Annotated in this window: 15 protein-coding genes, 2 tRNA genes and 3 rRNA genes; 17 read left to right on the top strand and 3 right to left on the bottom strand. The window is 56.6% G+C overall.

The annotated features are described in order from the left end of the window. Window positions 1-214: 214 nt before the first annotated feature. Window positions 215-559: a pentapeptide repeat-containing protein gene (locus tag K5Y35_RS12085; RefSeq protein WP_123464123.1), complete on the bottom strand. Its 345-nt coding sequence runs from the start codon at window positions 557-559 to the stop codon at window positions 215-217. Window positions 560-650: 91 nt separating this feature from the next. Next, window positions 651-2,207, bottom strand: a complete 1,557-nt coding sequence (locus K5Y35_RS12090) for an AAA family ATPase (protein WP_123464125.1) — start codon at window positions 2,205-2,207, stop codon at window positions 651-653. Between the two features lie 118 nt (window positions 2,208-2,325). Between K5Y35_RS12090 and mrcB the strand changes: the two genes are divergently transcribed. The 3 genes from mrcB to K5Y35_RS12105 are packed head-to-tail and all read left to right on the top strand — an operon-like array spanning window position 2,326 to window position 5,751. Then, window positions 2,326-4,650 carry a penicillin-binding protein 1B gene (gene mrcB / locus K5Y35_RS12095; protein ID WP_123464127.1) on the top strand — a complete coding sequence of 775 codons (2,325 nt, stop codon included), beginning with the start codon at window positions 2,326-2,328 and terminating at the stop codon, window positions 4,648-4,650. A 16-nt stretch (window positions 4,651-4,666) separates the two neighbouring features. Continuing rightward, window positions 4,667-5,416 (top strand): hypothetical protein, encoded by a 750-nt coding sequence (locus K5Y35_RS12100; RefSeq protein ID WP_222834293.1) that lies wholly within the window; start codon window positions 4,667-4,669, stop codon window positions 5,414-5,416. Further along, window positions 5,416-5,751 carry a YqcC family protein gene (locus K5Y35_RS12105; RefSeq protein ID WP_123464131.1) on the top strand — a complete coding sequence of 112 codons (336 nt, stop codon included), beginning with the start codon at window positions 5,416-5,418 and terminating at the stop codon, window positions 5,749-5,751. Before K5Y35_RS12100 ends, K5Y35_RS12105 begins: the two co-directional genes overlap by 1 nt. An 87-nt stretch (window positions 5,752-5,838) precedes the next feature. Here K5Y35_RS12105 and K5Y35_RS12110 read toward each other — a convergent pair whose 3' ends face one another. Next, window positions 5,839-6,255: a DUF4124 domain-containing protein gene (locus tag K5Y35_RS12110; protein WP_222834294.1), complete on the bottom strand. Its 417-nt coding sequence runs from the start codon at window positions 6,253-6,255 to the stop codon at window positions 5,839-5,841. Between the two features lie 399 nt (window positions 6,256-6,654). On the opposite strand from K5Y35_RS12110, the gene K5Y35_RS12115 reads away from it, so the two are divergent. From K5Y35_RS12115 to K5Y35_RS12180, 14 genes are all read left to right on the top strand, one after another. Further along, a complete protein-coding gene (locus K5Y35_RS12115) occupies window positions 6,655-8,379 on the top strand; it encodes an acetolactate synthase 3 large subunit (RefSeq protein ID WP_222834295.1) in 1,725 nt (574 codons plus the stop codon). 2 nt (window positions 8,380-8,381) lie between these two features. Continuing rightward, the gene (ilvN, locus tag K5Y35_RS12120) at window positions 8,382-8,873 is read left to right on the top strand and encodes an acetolactate synthase small subunit (RefSeq protein ID WP_003205610.1); all 492 of its coding nucleotides are present in this window, start codon (window positions 8,382-8,384) and stop codon (window positions 8,871-8,873) included. 48 nt (window positions 8,874-8,921) lie between these two features. After that, the gene (gene ilvC / locus K5Y35_RS12125) at window positions 8,922-9,938 is read left to right on the top strand and encodes a ketol-acid reductoisomerase (RefSeq protein ID WP_007959661.1); all 1,017 of its coding nucleotides are present in this window, start codon (window positions 8,922-8,924) and stop codon (window positions 9,936-9,938) included. Between the two features lie 147 nt (window positions 9,939-10,085). Continuing rightward, complete coding sequence (gene pssA / locus K5Y35_RS12130; RefSeq protein ID WP_016983477.1) at window positions 10,086-10,943, top strand: CDP-diacylglycerol--serine O-phosphatidyltransferase; 858 nt, start codon at window positions 10,086-10,088, stop codon at window positions 10,941-10,943. Between the two features lie 63 nt (window positions 10,944-11,006). Next, window positions 11,007-12,020: a protein-methionine-sulfoxide reductase catalytic subunit MsrP gene (gene msrP, locus K5Y35_RS12135; protein ID WP_123464135.1), complete on the top strand. Its 1,014-nt coding sequence runs from the start codon at window positions 11,007-11,009 to the stop codon at window positions 12,018-12,020. Continuing rightward, the gene (gene msrQ / locus K5Y35_RS12140) at window positions 12,020-12,643 is read left to right on the top strand and encodes a protein-methionine-sulfoxide reductase heme-binding subunit MsrQ (RefSeq protein ID WP_123464137.1); all 624 of its coding nucleotides are present in this window, start codon (window positions 12,020-12,022) and stop codon (window positions 12,641-12,643) included. Before msrP ends, msrQ begins: the two co-directional genes overlap by 1 nt. 541 nt (window positions 12,644-13,184) lie before the next feature. Beyond that, window positions 13,185-14,720: ribosomal RNA gene (locus K5Y35_RS12145) — 16S ribosomal RNA — on the top strand. 81 nt (window positions 14,721-14,801) lie between these two features. Further along, window positions 14,802-14,878: transfer RNA gene (locus K5Y35_RS12150), tRNA-Ile, on the top strand. Between the two features lie 30 nt (window positions 14,879-14,908). Further along, window positions 14,909-14,984: transfer RNA gene (locus tag K5Y35_RS12155), tRNA-Ala, on the top strand. Window positions 14,985-15,230: 246 nt separating this feature from the next. After that, a 23S ribosomal RNA gene (locus tag K5Y35_RS12160) occupies window positions 15,231-18,120 on the top strand. 150 nt (window positions 18,121-18,270) lie between these two features. After that, window positions 18,271-18,386, top strand: a 5S ribosomal RNA gene (rrf, locus tag K5Y35_RS12165). Together the 16S, 23S and 5S rRNA genes with 2 tRNA genes alongside form the textbook arrangement of a ribosomal RNA operon. Before the next feature lie 147 nt (window positions 18,387-18,533). Further along, a complete protein-coding gene (locus K5Y35_RS12170) occupies window positions 18,534-19,193 on the top strand; it encodes a paraquat-inducible protein A (protein WP_123462980.1) in 660 nt (219 codons plus the stop codon). Further along, on the top strand, window positions 19,180-19,803 hold the full coding sequence (locus tag K5Y35_RS12175) for a paraquat-inducible protein A (protein WP_123462982.1): 624 nt from the start codon (window positions 19,180-19,182) through the stop codon (window positions 19,801-19,803). Before K5Y35_RS12170 ends, K5Y35_RS12175 begins: the two co-directional genes overlap by 14 nt. Then, the gene (locus K5Y35_RS12180) at window positions 19,796-22,099 is read left to right on the top strand and encodes a PqiB family protein (RefSeq protein WP_123462984.1); all 2,304 of its coding nucleotides are present in this window, start codon (window positions 19,796-19,798) and stop codon (window positions 22,097-22,099) included. Before K5Y35_RS12175 ends, K5Y35_RS12180 begins: the two co-directional genes overlap by 8 nt. Window positions 22,100-22,274: the final 175 nt, after the last annotated feature.

Raw genomic sequence — 22,274 nt, forward strand, 5'->3', positions numbered from 1 at the left:
AGCGTGGTTGTTTGGTCGGATTCAACGCAAACGCTTCTAAGAAAGGGCGCTTGAACGGCCTGCGAACGCAGAAGGGGGGGAACACAATTGAATGTAGGAGTGAGCCTGCTCGCGATCGCGGACTGGCAGGCACACATGTGTTGAATGTTAGACCGCTATCGCGAGCAGGCTCACTCCTACAGGGAAGGCGTTGTGTCAGGGAATAATGAGGCGATCAGCGAGTGCGATAGCGCAACCGCGTACCGAAATTCATCGACATCAGGATTTCATCGGCACTCAGTTCCGGCGGGAAGTACGCTCCGGAAATCTGAGCGTGGGCCAGGCTTGCGCCTTCGAGCGATGAGTTGCGGAAATCGATGCCGCGCAGGTCGGCGGAACGGAAGTACGCGTCCCGGAAATCCACGCCATCGGCATTCAGTTCGCGCAGGTCGAGGCCGCGGAAGTCGCCGCCCACCATGTCGATCGGGCCGTCGTTGGGACGCTCCTTGTTAAAACCGGTGATGTCATCCTTGTGCAGCAGGGCATAAAGCGGGGTGTCGAGAAGTTTCGGCTGGCTCATGTCATATCACCTGTTGGTTTTATGACGCCAGTATAGTGCCACTATTTGACGGCCGTGAAGCGAGCGAGGGCTTCACGGCCGAAATAGTTTCTTACAGGCCTGGCAGGCGCTGACGGATCTGCGCGACCACGGTATCCAGCGTGCCGGATTCGTTGGTCTGCACGCGCTTGCTACGCAGAATCTCTTCCGGTGTCAGCGCTTCGCGGTTGGCCTGTTGGGCTTCGATCACGGCGAGGGTGGCGTCGGAAGGATCTTTTTGATCCGCCTGACGAATCGCCAGCCAGCTCTCGATCACCGCCTGCGGCGCATTGCAGTCGAGGATAAGGAACGGCGTGCCAGTGGCCTCGGCGATTTTCGCGGCGCTGTCGCGTTGTTCACGCTTGAGGTAAGTCGCGTCGATTACCACCGGGAAACCGGCGTGCAGGATGACCTCTGCGATCTCATGCAGCCGCGCGTAGGTCGCGACACTGGCATCGGCACTATAAATGCCGGCCTGCACGTCATTGGCCACGGTTTGCTCACCGAACAGACGCTTGCGCTCGACATCGGAGCGCAGACGGATCGCGCCCAGCGCTTCGACCAGACGCATGGCCACGTGGCTCTTGCCGACGGCGGAAACACCGTGGGTGATGGCCATGAAGCGCGACGGAATGGTGCTGTAGCTTTCTGCCAGGTTGGCGTAGTTGCGATACTGGCGCAGGGTGGTCGCGCGCTGCACCGGCGTGGCGTCCGCCGGCATGCTGAACAGCGCAACCTTGGCGCGAACCAGAGCGCGGTAGGCTTTGTAGAAGTTCAGCACTTCCAGGCCCTGATAGTCACCGGTCAGCTCCAGGTACTGGCTGATGAAGCGACGGGCCAGGGATTTCAGGCCGCGGTCTTCCAGGTCCATCGCCAGGAAACCGGTGTCGGCCCAGACGTCGGTGAAGCGAAACGGTTCGTTGAACTCGATGCAGTCGAAGATCACCACTTTGCCGTCGATGACTGTGGCGTTGCCCAGGTGGATGTCACCGTGGCATTCGCGGGTGAAGCCCTCGGTCTTGCGCTGCGCGAACAATGGCTTGAGGCGTTCGAAGCTGCTTTCGGCCCAGGCTTTCAGCGCTTCGAGTTGCAGCAGATCGCTTTTATCGCTGAGGAACGGCAGGATCTGTTCGAAGTTTTGCGAAACCGGTGCCATCACCGCGTCCGGGGTGCCAGCTTCATGTTCGGCCGGCACTTTTGGTGCGCTGAGGTGGAAGTGAGCAATCTGCTCGGCCATTTCGTCGATGTGCCGAGTGGTCAGCTCGCCGTTGGCCTGCAGGGTGCTGAGCAAACCGGTCTGCGGGAATTGACGCATCTTCAGCACATATTCGATGGCCGGACCGTCACCGTCCAGTTGCGGTGCTTCGGCGCTGCCAGTGACCGGTAACACGTCCAGATACAGATCGTCGGTCAGGCGCTGGTTCAGACGCAGTTCTTCAGCGCAGAAATGCGCGCGTGACTCCAGGCTGGTGAAGTCGAGAAAGCCGAAATTCACCGGCTTCTTCACTTTGTAGGCAAAGGGACCGGTGAGGATCACCCACGAAATGTGGGTTTCGATGACCTGGAACCCTTCGACGGGGTGCGGGTAGAGGGCCGGGTTTTGCAGGGCAGCGATCAGTGACTGGCTCACGGGCGATCCTTCAGAGACTGGGGGAAATTCGAGGTCGCCATTATGGCCGCTCGCCAGCCCGACGCAAACCTCGGAGCGCTCCTGTTGAGTATGAATAAAGTGCGTATAATCCGCCGCCATGACTCGATCTCGATCCCCCCGTACCAAGAAAAAACCACCTGCCAAGGGCCTGAGCCCGTGGCTGGGCTGGGCCATTAAACTCAGTCTGGTCGGCCTTGTGGTGCTGGCCGGCTTTGCCGTTTACCTCGATGCCGTGGTGCAGGAGAAGTTCTCCGGCAAGCGTTGGACGATCCCGGCCAAGGTGTACGCACGCCCGCTTGAGCTGTTCGTCGGACAAAAGCTCAGCAAGGACGACTTCCTCACCGAACTCGATGCCCTCGGCTATCGTCGCGAAGCCGTGAGCAACGGCCCCGGTGCCGCAGCGGTCAATGGCAACACAGTCGACCTGAATACCCGCGGTTTCCAGTTCTATGAAGGCCTGGAGAAACCACAGCCGGTGCGCGTGCGTTTCTCCGGCGACTACGTGGCGGAGCTGTCGGCGATCAATGGTTCGAAACTGTCGGTCGTGCGTCTCGAACCGTTGATGATCGGTGGCATTTACCCGAAAAACCTTGAAGACCGCATCCTGATCAAGCTCGATCAGGTGCCGCCGTACCTGCTGGAAACCCTGGTTGCGGTTGAAGATCGCGACTATTACAGCCACTGGGGCGTGTCGCCGAAGTCGATTGCCCGAGCCATCTGGGTCAACACCTCTGGCGGCAAAATGACTCAGGGCGGCAGCACGCTGACCCAGCAGTTGGTGAAGAACTTCTACCTGACCAATGAACGTAGCCTGACCCGCAAGCTCACCGAAGCGATGATGGCGATGTTGCTGGAGCTGCATTACGACAAGAAAGAGATTCTTGAGGCGTACCTCAACGAAGTCTTCGTCGGTCAGGACGGTCAGCGTGCGGTGCACGGTTTCGGTCTGGCGAGTCAGTTCTTCTTCGGTCAACCGTTGTCCGAGTTGAAGTTGCACCAGGTTGCATTGCTGGTCGGCATGGTCAAAGGTCCGTCTTATTACAACCCGCGTCGCAACCCGGAGCGTGCGCTGGAGCGGCGTAACCTGGTGCTCGACGTGCTTGAGCAACAAGGCGTGGCAACCGCGGAGCAGGTCGAGGCCGCGAAGAAAATGCCACTGGGCGTGACGACGCGCGGCAAGCTCGCCGACAGCTCGTTCCCGGGCTTTATTGATCTGGTCAAACGCCAGTTGCGTGAAGACTATCGCGACGAAGACTTGACCGAAGAAGGTCTGCGGATCTTCACCAGTTTCGACCCGATTCTGCAGATGAAGGCCGAGGCGTCGGTCAACGATACCTTTAAACGTCTGGCCGGGCGCAAGGGCTCTGACGACGTCGAAGCGGCCATGGTCGTGACCAACCCGGAAACCGGCGAAGTGCAGGCGATGATCGGCAGCCGTCAGGCCAGTTACGCCGGGTTCAACCGTGCACTGGACGCGGTACGACCAATCGGTTCGTTGATAAAGCCTGCGGTTTATCTGACAGCGCTGGAAAAGCCGAGCCAGTACACGTTGACCAGTTGGCTGTCGGACGACCCGTTGTCGGTCAAAGGCGCCAACGGTCAGGTGTGGAAGCCGCAGAACTATGACCGCCGCTCCCACGGCACCGTATTTCTTTATCAGGGCCTGGCGCACTCCTACAACCTGTCGACTTCGCGTCTGGGTCTGGAAGTGGGCGTACCGAATGTGCTCAAGACCCTTGCGCGTCTGGGGGTGACCCGTGAATTCCCGGCGTTCCCGTCGATGTTGCTGGGTGCTGGCGGCATGACCCCGATCGAAGTGGCGACCATGTACCAGACCCTCGCCAATGGTGGTTTCAATACGCCGATGCGCGGGATTCGCAGCGTACTGACCGCCGAGGGCGAGCCGCTCAAGCGTTATCCGTTCCAGATCGAGCAGCGTTTCGATCCGGCGTCGATCTACCTGATCCAGAACGCCATGCAGCGGGTGATGCGTGAAGGTACCGGCAGTTCGGTTTATAACGTGCTGCCGAAGACGCTGACCCTGGCCGGCAAGACCGGTACCAGTAACGATTCGCGTGACAGCTGGTTCGCCGGTTTCAGTCAGGATCTGCTGGCGGTGGTCTGGCTGGGGCGCGATGACAACGGCAAGACACCGTTCACCGGGGCTACCGGTGCGCTGCAGGTCTGGACCAGTTTCATGCGCAAGGCCGATCCGCTGCCGCTGGACATGCCGCAGCCGGACAACATCGTCCAGGCGTGGGTCGATTCGCGGACCGGGCAGGGCTCCGATGCTAACTGCCCGGGGGCGGTGCAGATGCCGTATATTCGCGGCAGCGAACCGCCACCCGGCGCCGCGTGTGCAAGCGAAACGCCTGCTTCGCCGGAATCGGTGATGGATTGGGTCAAGGGCTGGATGAATTAAGCAAAGAGGGTTTCAAGTGAACAAGTGGTTGATTCCAGCGGTGACCGCCGTGGCTTTGCTCAGCGGCTGTTCTACCGTACAGCGTGGTTCGATCCCGGTGGTCGATTCCGGTACCGCCGTGTCCAACAGCGAGCGTATTTCGGCCAATGGCGGCTTCCGTCAAACGACCGTCAAGCGCCCTGTGCAGGGCCAGACTCAGGCGATCCCGCAAGGCGATACCGGCGTGGTAGTGATGGTGCCGGGCGGCGGCGCGACAACATCCGCGCCGATCAGCACTTCGCCAATCGTGCCGGGACCGGCGTCCGGCGGAATTACCCCGGGACCGTACAACCCGTCGCCGGTTGAATCGGCGCCCGTCAACACTGGCAGCTACAGCATGCCGTCGACGCCGAGCGGCATTCCTTCGGCCAGCAGCGGCGGCGGTCTGTCGGCCGACGAACAACTGGACGGCCCGGTGCTCGCGTTGCTGACCACTGCGCAACAGCAACAGGCCGGTGGCGACCTCAATGGCGCGTCGTCGAGCCTAGAGCGTGCCCAGCGTGTTGCCCCGCGTGAGCCGCAAGTGCTTTACCGTCTGGCGCAAGTGCGCATGGCGCAGGGTGACGCCCCGCAAGCCGAGCAATTTGCCCGTCGTGCATTGACCATGGCCAACGGTCGTCCTGATCTGCAAGCCAATCTGTGGGAAATCATCGCGCAGTCCCGTGAAAAACAAGGTGACGCTGCCGGTGCCGCGCAGGCCCGTCAGAAGGCCAGGGTTTCGCTGTGATGGATGTTCGTTTCCCGAAAATCGCCGATCAGCTGTTGCTGATCGAGCGTGAGTTGCGCACTCAGGGCTGGTGGGACGAGGTCTCGCCGTCGGCTGAAGCCCTGAGCAGTGTCGAGCCGTTTTCGGTCGACACACTGGACTTCGAGCAGTGGCTGCAATGGATCTTCCTGCCACGGATGAAAATGATCCTCGAGCAGGATCTGCCGTTGCCCAATGCCTCGGGGATTCAGGAAATGGCTGAAATGGTCTTCGCCCAGCGCAATCTGCAGGGCAAGGATCGCCAGTTGCAGGTGCTGCTCAAAGAGTTCGACCTGCTGATCACCGCTTCCCGTTAATACCGATTCCGTGCAGGAACTGCCGCAGGCCGCGATCTTTTGATCTTGTCTTTAACGATCGCAGCCTGCTGCTGCGCCTAGAGGTCTCTATTCACAGTTTTGCGTAATCTGTTTCTGCGCTTCGATAATGCGCTCCTGCCGTTGTGCAGCGTCCAGGCGCCGTAATTCTCCCTCTACTTCTTCTCTCAAACGTGGATTGTTCTGCAATTGCGCAAGGTTCGTCCGTGCCTGTTCGCAAAACTGTTTGAGCTGTGCCTGCTGGTCGGCGACCTGTTTCTTGACCTTGGCGTCGATCACCTTCTGATCCCCCAGTGCACCGCTGCCCGGCATTGGCGCAGCTTTGGGCGGTGGCGAGGAGGGCGTTTGTACGGTACTGGACGGCTGGCCTTGCGGCGGCTGCGCATCGAAGTGCGTGACACCTTGAGCGTCGACCCATGTGTAAATTTGAGCGGCCATGCACCACGGGCTGAGGCCGATCAGCAGAGTGAGGAGTAGCGTTCGCATGCTGATTCCTTGGCAAAATTGCGCAATTGACGCTAACAGAGTAGCGGTTTTCAGGTTTTTTCTTGCGTTCTCATGTGCTTACCCACAATTAAGCACATAGACGGCTTGACTTGGAGAGGGCGAAACAGAAGAATCCAAAGTCCGCTGTAGAGGGACTGCCAGAAGCAGACCCACTCGGTAGATCATGAGGCGCACATCCGCGCCGACCTGTTACACCCGCAACGCGTTACCTCGCGCTGGGTGGGAAAGGCCCGCAACACTTGGGACGATCCCAATACTTGCTCAGTCAGTGCTGACGTAGTCGGCGACCACCGTCGCTCATGCTCTGCCGAGAAGTAAACCTATTAAGACCCGCCCCTTTTTTGTGGACGGTATTCTGGCGTTTTAGAGGTGAACAACGTGGAGCTTTTATCTGGCGGTGAGATGCTCGTCCGCTTCTTGCGTGACGAAGGCGTCAAATATATCTACGGGTACCCGGGTGGTGCTCTCCTGCATGTTTACGATGCCCTGTTCAAAGAACCGGAAGTGACCCACATCCTGGTTCGTCACGAACAAGCGGCGACCCATATGGCTGACGGCTACGCCCGTGCCACCGGTAAAGCCGGCGTGGTATTGGTGACTTCCGGTCCAGGCGCCACAAACGCCATCACCGGTATCGCCACGGCCTATATGGACTCGATTCCAATGGTGATTATTTCCGGTCAGGTGCCAAGCACCATGGTCGGCACCGACGCGTTCCAGGAAACCGACATGATCGGTATCTCCCGGCCGATCGTGAAGCACAGCTTCATGATCAAGCACGCCTCGGAAATCCCGGAAGTCATGAAGAAGGCCTTCTACCTGGCGCAATCCGGTCGTCCGGGCCCGGTCGTGGTCGATATCCCGAAAGACATGACCAATCCGGCCGAGAAGTTCGAATACGTCTTCCCGAAAAAAGCCAAGCTGCGCTCCTACAGCCCGGCCGTTCGCGGTCACTCGGGGCAAATCCGCAAGGCGGCAGAAATGCTCCTCGCGGCCAAGCGCCCAGTGCTGTACTCCGGCGGCGGCGTGATTCTGGGCAATGGTTCCGCACCGCTGACCGAACTGGCGAGGATGCTCAACCTGCCAGTGACCAACACCTTGATGGGCCTGGGTGGTTACCCTGGTACCGATCGGCAGTTCATCGGCATGCTCGGCATGCACGGCAGCTACACCGCCAACCTGGCGATGCACCACGCTGACGTGATCCTGGCGGTCGGCGCGCGTTTCGACGATCGCGTGATCAACGGCGCGGCGAAGTTCTGCCCGAACGCCAAGATCATCCACATCGACATCGACCCGGCTTCGATCTCCAAGACCATCAAGGCCGACGTGCCAATTGTTGGCCCGGTAGAGAGCGTCCTGACCGAAATGGTCACGATCCTCAAGGAAATCGGCGAGACCCCGAACAAGGAGTCGGTTGCCAGCTGGTGGAAGCAAGTCGATGAATGGCGCGGTGATCGCGGCCTGTTCCCTTACGACAAGGGCGATGGCAGCAAGATCAAGCCGCAGACCGTGATCGAGACCCTGTGCGAAGTGACCAAGGGCGATGCCTTCATCACTTCCGACGTGGGCCAGCACCAGATGTTCGCGGCGCAGTACTACACGTTCAACAAGCCTAATCGCTGGATCAACTCCGGTGGCCTGGGCACCATGGGCTTCGGTTTCCCGGCGGCCATGGGCATCAAGTTGAGCTTTCCGGATGATGACGTCGCCTGCGTGACCGGCGAAGGCAGCATCCAGATGAACATCCAGGAGCTGTCGACCTGCCTGCAATATGGTCTGCCGGTGAAAATCGTCATCCTCAACAACGGTGTTCTGGGGATGGTTCGTCAGTGGCAGGACATGAGCTACGGCAGCCGTCACTCGCACTCCTACATGGAATCGCTGCCTGACTTCGTCAAGTTGGCTGAAGCCTACGGCCACGTTGGCGTACGCATCACCGAATCGAAAGATTTGAAGTCGAAGATGGCAGAAGCGTTCGCCATGAAGGATCGCCTGGTCGTGATCGACATTTCGGTCGACACCAGCGAGCACGTCTATCCGATGCAGATCAAAGACGGCTCGATGCGCGATATGTGGCTGAGCAAGACGGAGCGTACTTAATCATGCGGCACATTATTTCCTTGCTTCTGGAAAACGAACCCGGCGCTTTGTCTCGCGTAGTCGGCCTGTTCTCGCAGCGCAACTACAACATCGAAAGCCTGACCGTGGCCCCGACCGAAGACCCGACCCTGTCGCGTCTGACGCTGACCACCGTGGGCCACGATGAAATCATCGAGCAGATCACCAAAAACCTGAACAAGCTGATCGAAGTGGTCAAGCTGGTGGACCTGTCGGAAAGCGCTCACATCGAGCGCGAGCTGATGCTGGTCAAGGTCAAGGCCACTGGCGCCCAGCGCGCCGAGATCAAACGCACCACCGATATTTACCGTGGACAGATCGTCGACGTCAGCGCCAGCGTGTATACCGTTCAATTGACCGGTACCAGCGACAAGCTCGACAGCTTCATTCAGTCCATCGGCACCGCATCAATTCTGGAAACCGTCCGTAGCGGCGTGACCGGCATTGCCCGCGGCGACAAAGTACTCAGCATCTAAACCAAATTAGCGAATGGCCTGAACGGCCTGGATATATAGGGGAAATTCATGAAAGTTTTCTACGATAAAGACTGCGACCTGTCGATCATCCAGGGCAAGAAAGTTGCCATCATCGGTTACGGTTCCCAGGGCCACGCCCAAGCGTGCAACCTGAAAGATTCCGGTGTCGACGTTACCGTTGGTCTGCGTAAAGGTTCGGCCACCGTTGCCAAAGCTGAAGCTCACGGCCTGAAAGTGACCGACGTGGCTGCCGCTGTTGCCGGCGCCGACCTGGTCATGATCCTGACCCCGGACGAGTTCCAGTCCCAGCTGTACAAGAACGAAATCGAGCCGAACATCAAGAAGGGCGCCACCCTGGCCTTCTCCCACGGCTTCGCGATTCACTACAATCAGGTTGTTCCGCGTGCCGACCTCGACGTGATCATGATCGCGCCGAAAGCCCCGGGCCACACCGTACGTTCCGAGTTCGTCAAAGGCGGCGGTATCCCTGACCTGATCGCGATCTACCAGGACGCTTCGGGCAACGCCAAAAACGTTGCACTGTCCTACGCTGCTGGCGTTGGTGGCGGTCGTACCGGCATCATCGAAACCACGTTCAAGGACGAGACCGAAACCGACCTGTTCGGCGAACAAGCCGTTCTGTGCGGCGGTACCGTTGAGCTGGTAAAAGCCGGTTTTGAAACTCTGGTTGAAGCTGGCTACGCGCCGGAAATGGCTTACTTCGAGTGCTTGCACGAACTGAAGCTGATCGTTGACCTCATGTACGAAGGCGGTATCGCCAACATGAACTACTCGATCTCCAACAACGCCGAGTACGGCGAGTACGTGACCGGTCCGGAAGTGATCAACGCCGAATCCCGTCAGGCCATGCGCAATGCCCTGAAACGCATTCAGGACGGCGAATACGCCAAAATGTTCATCAGCGAAGGCGCAACCGGCTACCCTTCGATGACCGCCAAGCGTCGTAACAACGCCGCTCACGGTATCGAAATCATCGGCGAGCAACTGCGCTCCATGATGCCGTGGATCGGTGCCAACAAGATCGTCGACAAAGCCAAAAACTAAGTCGTCACCCTTGTACGAAAAACGCGGCCTCGGCCGCGTTTTTTCGTTTGAGGCGGTGGTTCTGGTATAAAGCTGCATCGTTTGTGGCCGAACTGTCGTCCTCAAGCATCTGTCGAATTTTCTCCAAACCGTTGCAAGGTAATGTCCATGAGCGAACGTCCCGAAGAGCCGAACAAGGCTTCTGACGCCGAAAGCCTGCTGCCCATCGATGAACACATCGAAGAAGGGCACGACGCAGAAGGTCGTAAAGTCCGGCATCGTGGTATCTATCTGCTGCCGAACCTGTTCACCACGGCGAACCTGTTTGCCGGGTTCTATTCCATCATCAACTCGATGAGCGCCCAGGCGGCCCTGAGCGCTGGCGATTCGGCGAATGCGAGCAAGTATTTCGCCTTCGCTGCGATCGCGATCTTCGTTGCCATGGTGCTCGACGGTCTCGACGGCCGGGTTGCGCGCATGACCAACACGCAAAGCGCATTCGGCGCCGAGTACGACTCGCTGTCGGACATGGTCGCGTTTGGTGTCGCGCCGGCGCTGCTGGCTTTCGGCTGGGCGTTGGGTGACATGGGCAAGGTCGGCTGGATGGTTGCCTTCATCTATGTAGCGGGCGCGGCGTTGCGTCTGGCACGTTTCAACACACAGGTTGGCACCGCAGACAAACGTTACTTCATCGGTCTGGCCAGTCCGGCAGCCGCCGGTGTGGTGGCCGGTATCGTCTGGGCATTCAGCGATTACGGCATCCAGGGTTCGAAAATGTCGTTCCTGGTCGCGTTGATGGTCGCGGCTGCCGGCATGCTGATGGTCAGCAACATCAAGTACAACAGCTTTAAAGAGCTGGACTTGAAAGGGCGGGTGCCGTTCGTGGCAATCCTTGCAGTGGTGCTGGTGTTCGCCGTGGTCTTCAGTGATCCACCGCGCATTCTGCTGCTGGTGTTCCTCGCTTACGCTGCTTCCGGTCCGGTGCAATACCTGTTGCATCTTCGTCGGCACAAAAAAGCCGAGTGATGTAATTTCCCGCATACTCCGCAGTCTATCGGTGCATCTGTCCTCCAAAGCTGCGGAGTTGCCATGCTGATCAAAGTCCCCAAAGCGTCTGACTGCCATGAGTCGGATGTCACGCCTGAATCCATTTATCTCTCCCGCCGCCAGTTGCTGGGGGCCACTGCTGCCGGTATCGCCGTCAGTAGCCTGCCACGCTGGGCCAATGCCGATGATGCGGCGCGTTATCCCGATGTCGAGCCGGGCAAGGCGCCAGCCTGGTTTGCCGAAAAGCTTCCCTCTACTAAATGGGGGGCGGTCAACGTCAAGGATGAGGCGATCACGCCTTATAAAGATGCGACGCACTACAATAACTTCTATGAGTTCGGGACCGACAAGGGGGATCCGGCGGCGAATGCCGGCGCGTTGAAAACCGAACCGTGGACGGTGGTGGTAGACGGAGAGGTGGGTAAGCCGGGGCGCTATGCGCTGGAAGACTTCATGAAACCGTATCAGTTGGAAGAGCGCATCTATCGACTGCGTTGTGTCGAGGCCTGGTCGATGGTCATTCCATGGATCGGTTTTCCGATCTCGGCGCTGCTCAAGCAGGTCGAGCCCACCTCCAAAGCCAAGTACATTCGCTTTGAAACCTTGCAGGATCCCAAGAGCATGCCCGGGCAGCGCTCGGGATTCGCTTTGATCGACTGGCCTTATGTAGAGGGTCTGCGCCTGGATGAGGCGATGAATCCTCTGGCGATTCTTGCGGTGGGTATGTATGGCCGCGAACTCCCGAATCAGAACGGTGCGCCGCTGCGTCTGGTGGTGCCGTGGAAGTATGGCTTCAAGAGCGTCAAATCCATTGTGCGGATCAGTCTTGTCAGCGAGCAGCCAAAGACGACATGGCAGAGCATTGCGGCAGATGAGTACGGCTTTTACGCGAACGTGAATCCGACGGTCGATCACCCGCGCTGGACCCAGGCGCGGGAGCGGCGTCTGCCGAACAGTCTGTTCAAGCCGAATGTGCGTGATACGCAGATGTTCAACGGCTATTCGGATGAAGTCGCTTCTTTATATACAGGGCTCGATCTGCGGAAGAACTACTGATGCGATTCCCGTACTGGCGTATAGGCGTTTTCATTGCGGCGGCAGTCTGGCCGATGCTTTGGTTGTATCAGGCTCTCGGGGATTTGCTCGGGCCTGATCCTGGCAAAGTGCTGGTGGATCGGCTGGGGCTGGGGACGTTGGTGTTGTTGTTGATTACCCTGAGCATGACACCGATGCAAAAGCTAACCGGGTGGGCAGGGTGGATTGCTGTTCGTCGGCAGTTGGGGCTTTGGTGTTTTGCCTATGTGGTTTTGCACCTGGGCAGCTATATGGCGTTCATTCTGGGGTTCGATTGGTCGCAGCTGGCGGTCGAACTGCGTAAGCGGCCTTACATAATAGTAGGGGCGTTGGCTTTCCTTGGACTGTTGGCGTTGGCGGTGACCTCCAATCGCTACAGTCAGCGTCGTTTAGGTGTGCGTTGGAAGAAGTTACATCGTCTGGTGTACGTGATTCTTGGCCTGGGTTTGCTGCATATGCTGTGGATTGTGCGTGCTGATCTCGAAGAGTGGGCGATCTATGCCTTTATAGGTGCTGTGCTTCTGCTGCTGCGTATTCCGCCAGTGACGCGGCGGATCCCGCGTTTGCTGGCTAAAAAGCAGGTTTTGCAAGAAAAGCGAAATTAACGGTTGACGGCGAATTCTAGAAGTCTATAATTTGCCCCACTTCCGGCGCAGTCGAAACGGAAAACTCCTTGAGATTCAATGAGTTAGGCGGTTTTCGACAGTGGCTTGCTTCAGATCATCGAAGCCTGGAAGGAGTTGGAAATGCCGGTTGATCTGGCGCTTTCAACGGTTCGATCTTCTCGGTCGAAAGCGGAGAAAAAGAGGTGTTGACAACAGCGAGTAACGCTGTAGAATTCGCCTCCCGCTAACGAGAGATCGGAAGCGCAAGTGGTTGAAGTTGTTGAGGAAATCTTCGAAAACTTCTGAAAATAATCACTTGACAGCAAATGAGGCTGCTGTAGAATGCGCGCCTCGGTTGAGACGAAAGATCTTAACCAACCGCTCTTTAACAACTGAATCAAGCAATTCGTGTGGGTGCTTGTGGAGTCAGACTGATAGTCAACAAGATTATCAGCATCACAAGTTACTCCGCGAGAAATCAAAGATGTAACCAACGATTGCTGAGCCAAGTTTAGGGTTTCTTAAAAACCCAAAGATGTTTGAACTGAAGAGTTTGATCATGGCTCAGATTGAACGCTGGCGGCAGGCCTAACACATGCAAGTCGAGCGGATGAAGTGAGCTTGCTCATGGATTCAGCGGCGGACGGGTGAGTAATGCCTAGGAATCTGCCTGGTAGTGGGGGACAACGTTTCGAAAGGAACGCTAATACCGCATACGTCCTACGGGAGAAAGCAGGGGACCTTCGGGCCTTGCGCTATCAGATGAGCCTAGGTCGGATTAGCTAGTTGGTGAGGTAATGGCTCACCAAGGCTACGATCCGTAACTGGTCTGAGAGGATGATCAGTCACACTGGAACTGAGACACGGTCCAGACTCCTACGGGAGGCAGCAGTGGGGAATATTGGACAATGGGCGAAAGCCTGATCCAGCCATGCCGCGTGTGTGAAGAAGGTCTTCGGATTGTAAAGCACTTTAAGTTGGGAGGAAGGGTTGTAGATTAATACTCTGCAATTTTGACGTTACCGACAGAATAAGCACCGGCTAACTCTGTGCCAGCAGCCGCGGTAATACAGAGGGTGCAAGCGTTAATCGGAATTACTGGGCGTAAAGCGCGCGTAGGTGGTTCGTTAAGTTGGATGTGAAATCCCCGGGCTCAACCTGGGAACTGCATCCAAAACTGGCGAGCTAGAGTATGGTAGAGGGTGGTGGAATTTCCTGTGTAGCGGTGAAATGCGTAGATATAGGAAGGAACACCAGTGGCGAAGGCGACCACCTGGACTGATACTGACACTGAGGTGCGAAAGCGTGGGGAGCAAACAGGATTAGATACCCTGGTAGTCCACGCCGTAAACGATGTCAACTAGCCGTTGGGAGCCTTGAGCTCTTAGTGGCGCAGCTAACGCATTAAGTTGACCGCCTGGGAGTACGGCCGCAAGGTTAAAACTCAAATGAATTGACGGGGGCCCGCACAAGCGGTGGAGCATGTGGTTTAATTCGAAGCAACGCGAAGAACCTTACCAGGCCTTGACATCCAATGAACTTTCCAGAGATGGATTGGTGCCTTCGGGAACATTGAGACAGGTGCTGCATGGCTGTCGTCAGCTCGTGTCGTGAGATGTTGGGTTAAGTCCCGTAACGAGCGCAACCCTTGTCCTTAGTTACCAGCACGTAATGGTGGGCACTCTAAGGAGACTGCCGGTGACAAACCGGAGGAAGGTGGGGATGACGTCAAGTCATCATGGCCCTTACGGCCTGGGCTACACACGTGCTACAATGGTCGGTACAAAGGGTTGCCAAGCCGCGAGGTGGAGCTAATCCCATAAAACCGATCGTAGTCCGGATCGCAGTCTGCAACTCGACTGCGTGAAGTCGGAATCGCTAGTAATCGCGAATCAGAATGTCGCGGTGAATACGTTCCCGGGCCTTGTACACACCGCCCGTCACACCATGGGAGTGGGTTGCACCAGAAGTAGCTAGTCTAACCTTCGGGAGGACGGTTACCACGGTGTGATTCATGACTGGGGTGAAGTCGTAACAAGGTAGCCGTAGGGGAACCTGCGGCTGGATCACCTCCTTAATCGACGACATCAGCTGCTCCATAAGTTCCCACACGAATTGCTTGATTCATTGAAGAAGACGATAGAAGCAGCCCGAAATTGGGTCTGTAGCTCAGTTGGTTAGAGCGCACCCCTGATAAGGGTGAGGTCGGCAGTTCGAATCTGCCCAGACCCACCAATTTTGTGTGGGAAACGCCTGTAGAAATACGGGGCCATAGCTCAGCTGGGAGAGCGCCTGCCTTGCACGCAGGAGGTCAGCGGTTCGATCCCGCTTGGCTCCACCACTACTGCTTCTGAAGTTTGAAAGCTTAGAAATGAGCATTCCATCAGTGTGATGATGAATGTTGATTTCTAGTCTTTGACTAGTTCGTTCTTTAAAAATTTGGGTATGTGATAGAAAGATAGACTGAACGTTACTTTCACTGGTAACGGATCAGGCTAAGGTAAAATTTGTGAGTGACTCTTAAGAGTTTTGCGAATTTTCGGCGAATGTCGTCTTCACAGTATAACCAGATTGCTTGGGGTTATATGGTCAAGTGAAGAAGCGCATACGGTGGATGCCTTGGCAGTCAGAGGCGATGAAAGACGTGGTAGCCTGCGAAAAGCTTCGGGAGTCGGCAAACAGACTTTGATCCGGAGATGTCTGAATGGGGAACCCAGCCATCATAAGATGGTTATCTTGTACTGAATACATAGGTGCAAGAGGCGAACCAGGGAACTGAAACATCTAAGTACCCTGAGGAAAAGAAATCAACCGAGATTCCCTTAGTAGTGGCGAGCGAACGGGGACTAGCCCTTAAGTGGCTTTGAGATTAGCGGAACGCTCTGGAAAGTGCGGCCATAGTGGGTGATAGCCCTGTACGCGAAAATCTCTTAGTCATGAAATCGAGTAGGACGGAGCACGAGAAACTTTGTCTGAATATGGGGGGACCATCCTCCAAGGCTAAATACTACTGACTGACCGATAGTGAACTAGTACCGTGAGGGAAAGGCGAAAAGAACCCCGGAGAGGGAGTGAAATAGATCCTGAAACCGTATGCGTACAAGCAGTGGGAGCAGACTTTGTTCTGTGACTGCGTACCTTTTGTATAATGGGTCAGCGACTTATTTTCAGTGGCGAGCTTAACCGAATAGGGGAGGCGTAGCGAAAGCGAGTCTTAATAGGGCGTCTAGTCGCTGGGAATAGACCCGAAACCGGGCGATCTATCCATGGGCAGGTTGAAGGTTAGGTAACACTGACTGGAGGACCGAACCGACTACCGTTGAAAAGTTAGCGGATGACCTGTGGATCGGAGTGAAAGGCTAATCAAGCTCGGAGATAGCTGGTTCTCCTCGAAAGCTATTTAGGTAGCGCCTCATGTATCACTGTAGGGGGTAGAGCACTGTTTCGGCTAGGGGGTCATCCCGACTTACCAAACCGATGCAAACTCCGAATACCTACAAGTGCCGAGCATGGGAGACACACGGCGGGTGCTAACGTCCGTCGTGAAAAGGGAAACAACCCAGACCGTCAGCTAAGGTCCCAAAGTTATGGTTAAGTGGGAAACGATGTGGGAAGGCTTAGACAGCTAGGAGGTTGGCTTAGAAGCAGCCACCCTTTAAAGAAAGCGTAATAGCTCACTAGTCGAGTCGGCCTGCGCGGAAGATGTAACGGGGCTCAAACCATACACCGAAGCTACGGGTATCACCTTCGGGTGATGCGGTAGAGGAGCGTTCTGTAAGCCTGTGAAGGTGAGTTGAGAAGCTTGCTGGAGGTATCAGAAGTGCGAATGCTGACATGAGTAACGACAATGGGTGTGAAAAACACCCACGCCGAAAGACCAAGGTTTCCTGCGCAACGTTAATCGACGCAGGGTTAGTCGGTCCCTAAGGCGAGGCTGAAAAGCGTAGTCGATGGAAAACAGGTTAATATTCCTGTACTTCTGGTTATTGCGATGGAGGGACGGAGAAGGCTAGGCCAGCTTGGCGTTGGTTGTCCAAGTTTAAGGTGGTAGGCTGGAATCTTAGGTAAATCCGGGATTCTAAGGCCGAGAGCTGATGACGAGTTACCTTTCAGGTGACGAAGTGGTTGATGCCATGCTTCCAAGAAAAGCTTCTAAGCTTCAGATAACCAGGAACCGTACCCCAAACCGACACAGGTGGTTGGGTAGAGAATACCAAGGCGCTTGAGAGAACTCGGGTGAAGGAACTAGGCAAAATGGCACCGTAACTTCGGGAGAAGGTGCGCCGGTGAGGGTGAAGGACTTGCTCCGTAAGCTCATGCCGGTCGAAGATACCAGGCCGCTGCGACTGTTTATTAAAAACACAGCACTCTGCAAACACGAAAGTGGACGTATAGGGTGTGACGCCTGCCCGGTGCCGGAAGGTTAATTGATGGGGTTAGCTAACGCGAAGCTCTTGATCGAAGCCCCGGTAAACGGCGGCCGTAACTATAACGGTCCTAAGGTAGCGAAATTCCTTGTCGGGTAAGTTCCGACCTGCACGAATGGCGTAACGATGGCGGCGCTGTCTCCACCCGAGACTCAGTGAAATTGAAATCGCTGTGAAGATGCAGTGTATCCGCGGCTAGACGGAAAGACCCCGTGAACCTTTACTATAGCTTTGCACTGGACTTTGAATTTGCTTGTGTAGGATAGGTGGGAGGCTTTGAAGCGTGGACGCCAGTTCGCGTGGAGCCATCCTTGAAATACCACCCTGGCAACTTTGAGGTTCTAACTCAGGTCCGTTATCCGGATCGAGGACAGTGTATGGTGGGTAGTTTGACTGGGGCGGTCTCCTCCTAAAGAGTAACGGAGGAGTACGAAGGTGCGCTCAGACCGGTCGGAAATCGGTCGTAGAGTATAAAGGCAAAAGCGCGCTTGACTGCGAGACAGACACGTCGAGCAGGTACGAAAGTAGGTCTTAGTGATCCGGTGGTTCTGTATGGAAGGGCCATCGCTCAACGGATAAAAGGTACTCCGGGGATAACAGGCTGATACCGCCCAAGAGTTCATATCGACGGCGGTGTTTGGCACCTCGATGTCGGCTCATCACATCCTGGGGCTGAAGCCGGTCCCAAGGGTATGGCTGTTCGCCATTTAAAGTGGTACGCGAGCTGGGTTTAGAACGTCGTGAGACAGTTCGGTCCCTATCTGCCGTGGACGTTTGAGATTTGAGAGGGGCTGCTCCTAGTACGAGAGGACCGGAGTGGACGAACCTCTGGTGTTCCGGTTGTCACGCCAGTGGCATTGCCGGGTAGCTATGTTCGGGAAAGATAACCGCTGAAAGCATCTAAGCGGGAAACTTGCCTCAAGATGAGATCTCACTGGAACCTTGAGTTCCCTGAAGGGCCGTCGAAGACTACGACGTTGATAGGTTGGGTGTGTAAGCGCTGTGAGGCGTTGAGCTAACCAATACTAATTGCCCGTGAGGCTTGACCATATAACACCCAAGCAATTTGCGTCGAAGAGACCAGATTGCGGTGTGTGAAGACGAAATGAACCGAAAGTTCGCGCAACTCACAAGACACCTGTATCACATACCCGATTTGCTGAAGCGAGGCCAGATGGTCACGAGTCAGTACCCGAATTTCTTGACGACCATAGAGCGTTGGAACCACCTGATCCCATCCCGAACTCAGAAGTGAAACGATGCATCGCCGATGGTAGTGTGGGGTTTCCCCATGTGAGAGTAGGTCATCGTCAAGATTAAATTCCGAAACCCCAATTGCGAAAGCAGTTGGGGTTTTGTTTTGTCCGTAGAAAAAATATTGCTTAGTCAGCGAACAAATTTGCACAGTTATTTTCGAATCAGAACACTAGAATAGCCCCATCTTTTTCGGAGCCAGAGCCTGTATGTCAGAGTCGGTTGACGCCCGCGGGCTGTCAGAATTACCGCTGGAAGACCTGGTGGCCTGTCACGAGTGCGACCTGCTGATGCGCAAGCCACAACTTGCTCACGGCGAAAAAGCCATCTGCCCGCGCTGCGGTTACGAACTGTATGCCCATCGCCATAACGTGGTGCAGCGCAGCCTTGCCTTGGTGATCGCGGCATTGCTGTTGTACATCCCGGCAAACTTTTTGCCCATCATGCAACTCAATATCCTCGGGCAATCTTCGCAGGATACGGTCTGGAGTGGCGTGCTCGGCCTGTTCAACACCGACATGCAGGGCGTTTCAATCGTCGTCTTCCTGTGCAGCATGGCCATACCGTTGCTCAAGTTGCTGTGCCAGTTGTTCGTGTTGCTGACGATTCGCTTCGATGCCGGTCGCAGCTACGGCTTGTTGCTGTACCGCATTTACCACCACCTCAAAGACTGGGGAATGCTCGAGGTTTACCTCATGGGCGTTCTGGTGGCGATCGTCAAACTGGCGGACATGGCCGCGATCACCGTTGGTCTGGGCCTGGTGTGTTTCATTGGATTGTTGTTGGTTCAGGTCTGGCTGGAAGTGGTGATGTCACCGCATCAGATCTGGCAGGCGTTATCAGGAGAGGATGCTCATGCGGGCGATTGATGCGGGCATTCTGATTTGTACCGAATGCCACGAATTGAACAGGCAGGAAGCGGACACCGATGAGCAAAGCTGCACTCGCTGCGGCGCGCTGGTCCACGCTCGCCGCCCCAATAGCTTGGCCCGGACCTGGGCGCTGTTGATTACAGCGGCGATTATCTACATTCCGGCCAACGTGCTGCCCATCATGACTGTCAGTTCTTTGGGGCAGGGTGATCCGAGCACGATCATGTCCGGCGTGATCCAGTTGGTGCAGCACGGCATGATCCCGATTGCCGCCGTGGTATTCATCGCCAGTATTCTGGTGCCGACCTTCAAGCTGGTGGGCATTGCCTTGCTGCTGTTTTCGGTGCAACGACGTCAGCCATTGTCTGCACGGCAACGTATCTGGATGTACCGCTTCATCGAGTTCATCGGTCGCTGGTCGATGCTCGATATTTTTGTGATCGCCATTCTGGTGGCGGTCGTCAACTTCGGCCGGCTTGCCAGTGTCGAAGCCAACCTTGGCGCCATCGCCTTCGCCAGTGTGGTGATACTGACGATGCTCGCCGCAGTAACTTTCGATCCCCGACTGATTTGGGATAACACGGAGTCGGACGACGACCATGACTGATTTGCCTGTAGCGAAAACCCGACCGGCCTCGAACTGGTCCGCCATTTGGGTGCTGCCCTTGATCGCGCTGATCATCGGAGGCTGGCTTGGCTGGCGTGCCTATACGGAAACCGGTGTTGAAATCCAGGTTCGCTTCGAAAGCGGCGAAGGCATTCAGGCCAACAAGACCGAGGTCATGTACAAGGGCATGCCGGTCGGTAAGGTCAAGGCGCTCAAACTCGATGACGAAGGCAACTCCAAGGGCGTGATCGCCACCGTCGAGATGAACAAGGACGTCGAGCAATACCTCAAGACCAGCACGCGCTTCTGGCTGGTGAAACCGAGTGTGACCCTGGCCGGTATCACCGGCCTGGAAACCCTGGTGTCCGGTAATTACGTCGCGATCAGTCCCGGTGAGGGCGAGCCCGCCCGCAAGTTCAAGGCCTTGGCCGAAGAGCCGCCGCTGTCGGACTCCAAGCCCGGCCTGCACCTGACCATCAAGGCCGATCGCCTCGGTTCGCTGAACCGCGGCAGTCCGGTGTTCTACAAGCAGATCAAGGTCGGTCAGATCAAAAGCTACGTGCTGTCTGAAGACCAGAGCACCGTTGAACTCAAAGTCTTCATCGAGCCAACCTACGCCAAACTGGTGCGCAAACACACGCGGTTCTGGAACGCCAGCGGCATCAGCATCGACGCCAACCTGTCCGGCGTGAAAGTGCGCAGCGAATCCCTGGCGAGCATCGTCGCCGGTGGTATCGCTTTCGCCACACCGGAGAATCGCAAGGACAGTCCTCCGACTGACCCGAGTCTGCCGTTCCGTCTTTACGAAGACTTCGACGCCGCCGCTGCCGGCATTCGGGTCAAGGTCAAACTCAGTGACTTCGAAGGCCTGCAGGCCGGTCGAACGCCGGTGATGTACAAGGGCATTCAGGTCGGCAACCTGAAAGCGTTGAAAGTTGATCCGGATCTGAACAGCGCCACCGCCGAGCTGACGCTTGATCCTCTGGCTGAGGATTATCTGGTCGACGGCACGCAATTCTGGGTAGTTAAACCATCGATTTCCCTGGCCGGTATCACCGGCCTGGAAGCGTTGGTGAAAGGCAACTACATCGCCGTGCGTCCGGGTGATAAAGGGGCAGCACCGAAACGTGAATTCGAGGCACGCCCCAAAGCGCCGCCGCTGGATCTGCGTTCCCCGGGGCTGCACCTGGTGCTGTTCACTGACGTCCTCGGTTCCATCGATGTCGGCAGCCCGATTCTGTACAAACAGGTCAAGGTCGGGTCGGTGCAGAGCTATCAGTTCTCCAAGACCCGCAAGCAACTGGTCATCGGTGTGCACATCGAGAAGGAGTACGAAAACCTGGTCAACGCATCGACCCGCTTCTGGAATGTCAGCGGTATCACCCTGACCGGTGGTCTGACAGGCGGGATTCAGGTGAAGAGTGAGTCGCTGCAGACCCTGATGGCCGGCGGTATTGCTTTCGAAACGCCGCAAGCCAAAGCGCCGTTGCAGAAGCGCATTCCGCGTTTCCGTCTGTTCGCCAATCATGACGAGGCCAATCAGAAAGGCGCGGTGGTGACGATCAAGGTTGATCGCGCCGATGGTTTGCGCAGCGGCACCCCGGTTCGCTTCAAGGGGCTGGATGTCGGCAAGATCGAAAGCGTTGATCTGACCGACGACCTGCAGTCGGTCATCCTCACCGCGCGCATCACTGAAGTGCCGGAAAAGATTGCCCGGGTGGGCAGTCAGTTCTGGGTGGTCAAACCGGAGTTGGGTCTGATCAAGACCCAGAATCTGGAAACCCTGGTCACTGGGCAGTACATCGAAGTGCAGCCGGCGGCGAAGAACCTCGGCCCGCAGAAGAACTTTGTTGCCTTGGCCAATGCGCCGGAAGTGACCAAGCAAGAGGCGGGTCTGAGTCTGGTCTTGAGTGCGGCCCGTCGTGGTTCGCTGAAACCGGGAGTGCCGGTGACTTACCGTGAAATTACCGTGGGTAAAGTCACCGGTTATGAACTGGGGCAGACCGCTGATCGAGTGTTGGTGCATATTCTGATCGAGCCAAAATACGCGCCGTTGGTGCGTAGCGGTAGCCGGTTCTGGAACACCAGTGGGGTCGGTTTTGATATCGGCTTGTTCAACGGGCTGACGGTGCGAACGGAATCGCTGGAGACGGCGATTCAGGGGGGGATTGCTTTCGCTACGCCGGACGGTGAGCGCATGGGCAATCCGGCGCGGGCTGAGCAGACGTTCCCGCTGTTCGACAAGTTCGAGGATGAGTGGCTGACGTGGGCGCCAAAAATTTCGCTCGGTAAGTAACCTCAAGCTCATCAGGCGTCTGGAAGTACGCCATCGCTGGCAAGCCAGCTCCCACAGTGGTCGGCGGTGTACTCACAATTTGTACATGACAAAAAACCCGTGGGAGCTGGCTTGCCAGCGATGAGGCCCTGAAAATCAGCACAAACCCCAGGCCATAAAAAAGGGCCGCGATCCG

This window comes from Pseudomonas sp. SC3(2021) (genome assembly GCF_019856535.1).
GTDB lineage: Bacteria > Pseudomonadota > Gammaproteobacteria > Pseudomonadales > Pseudomonadaceae > Aquipseudomonas > Aquipseudomonas monsensis.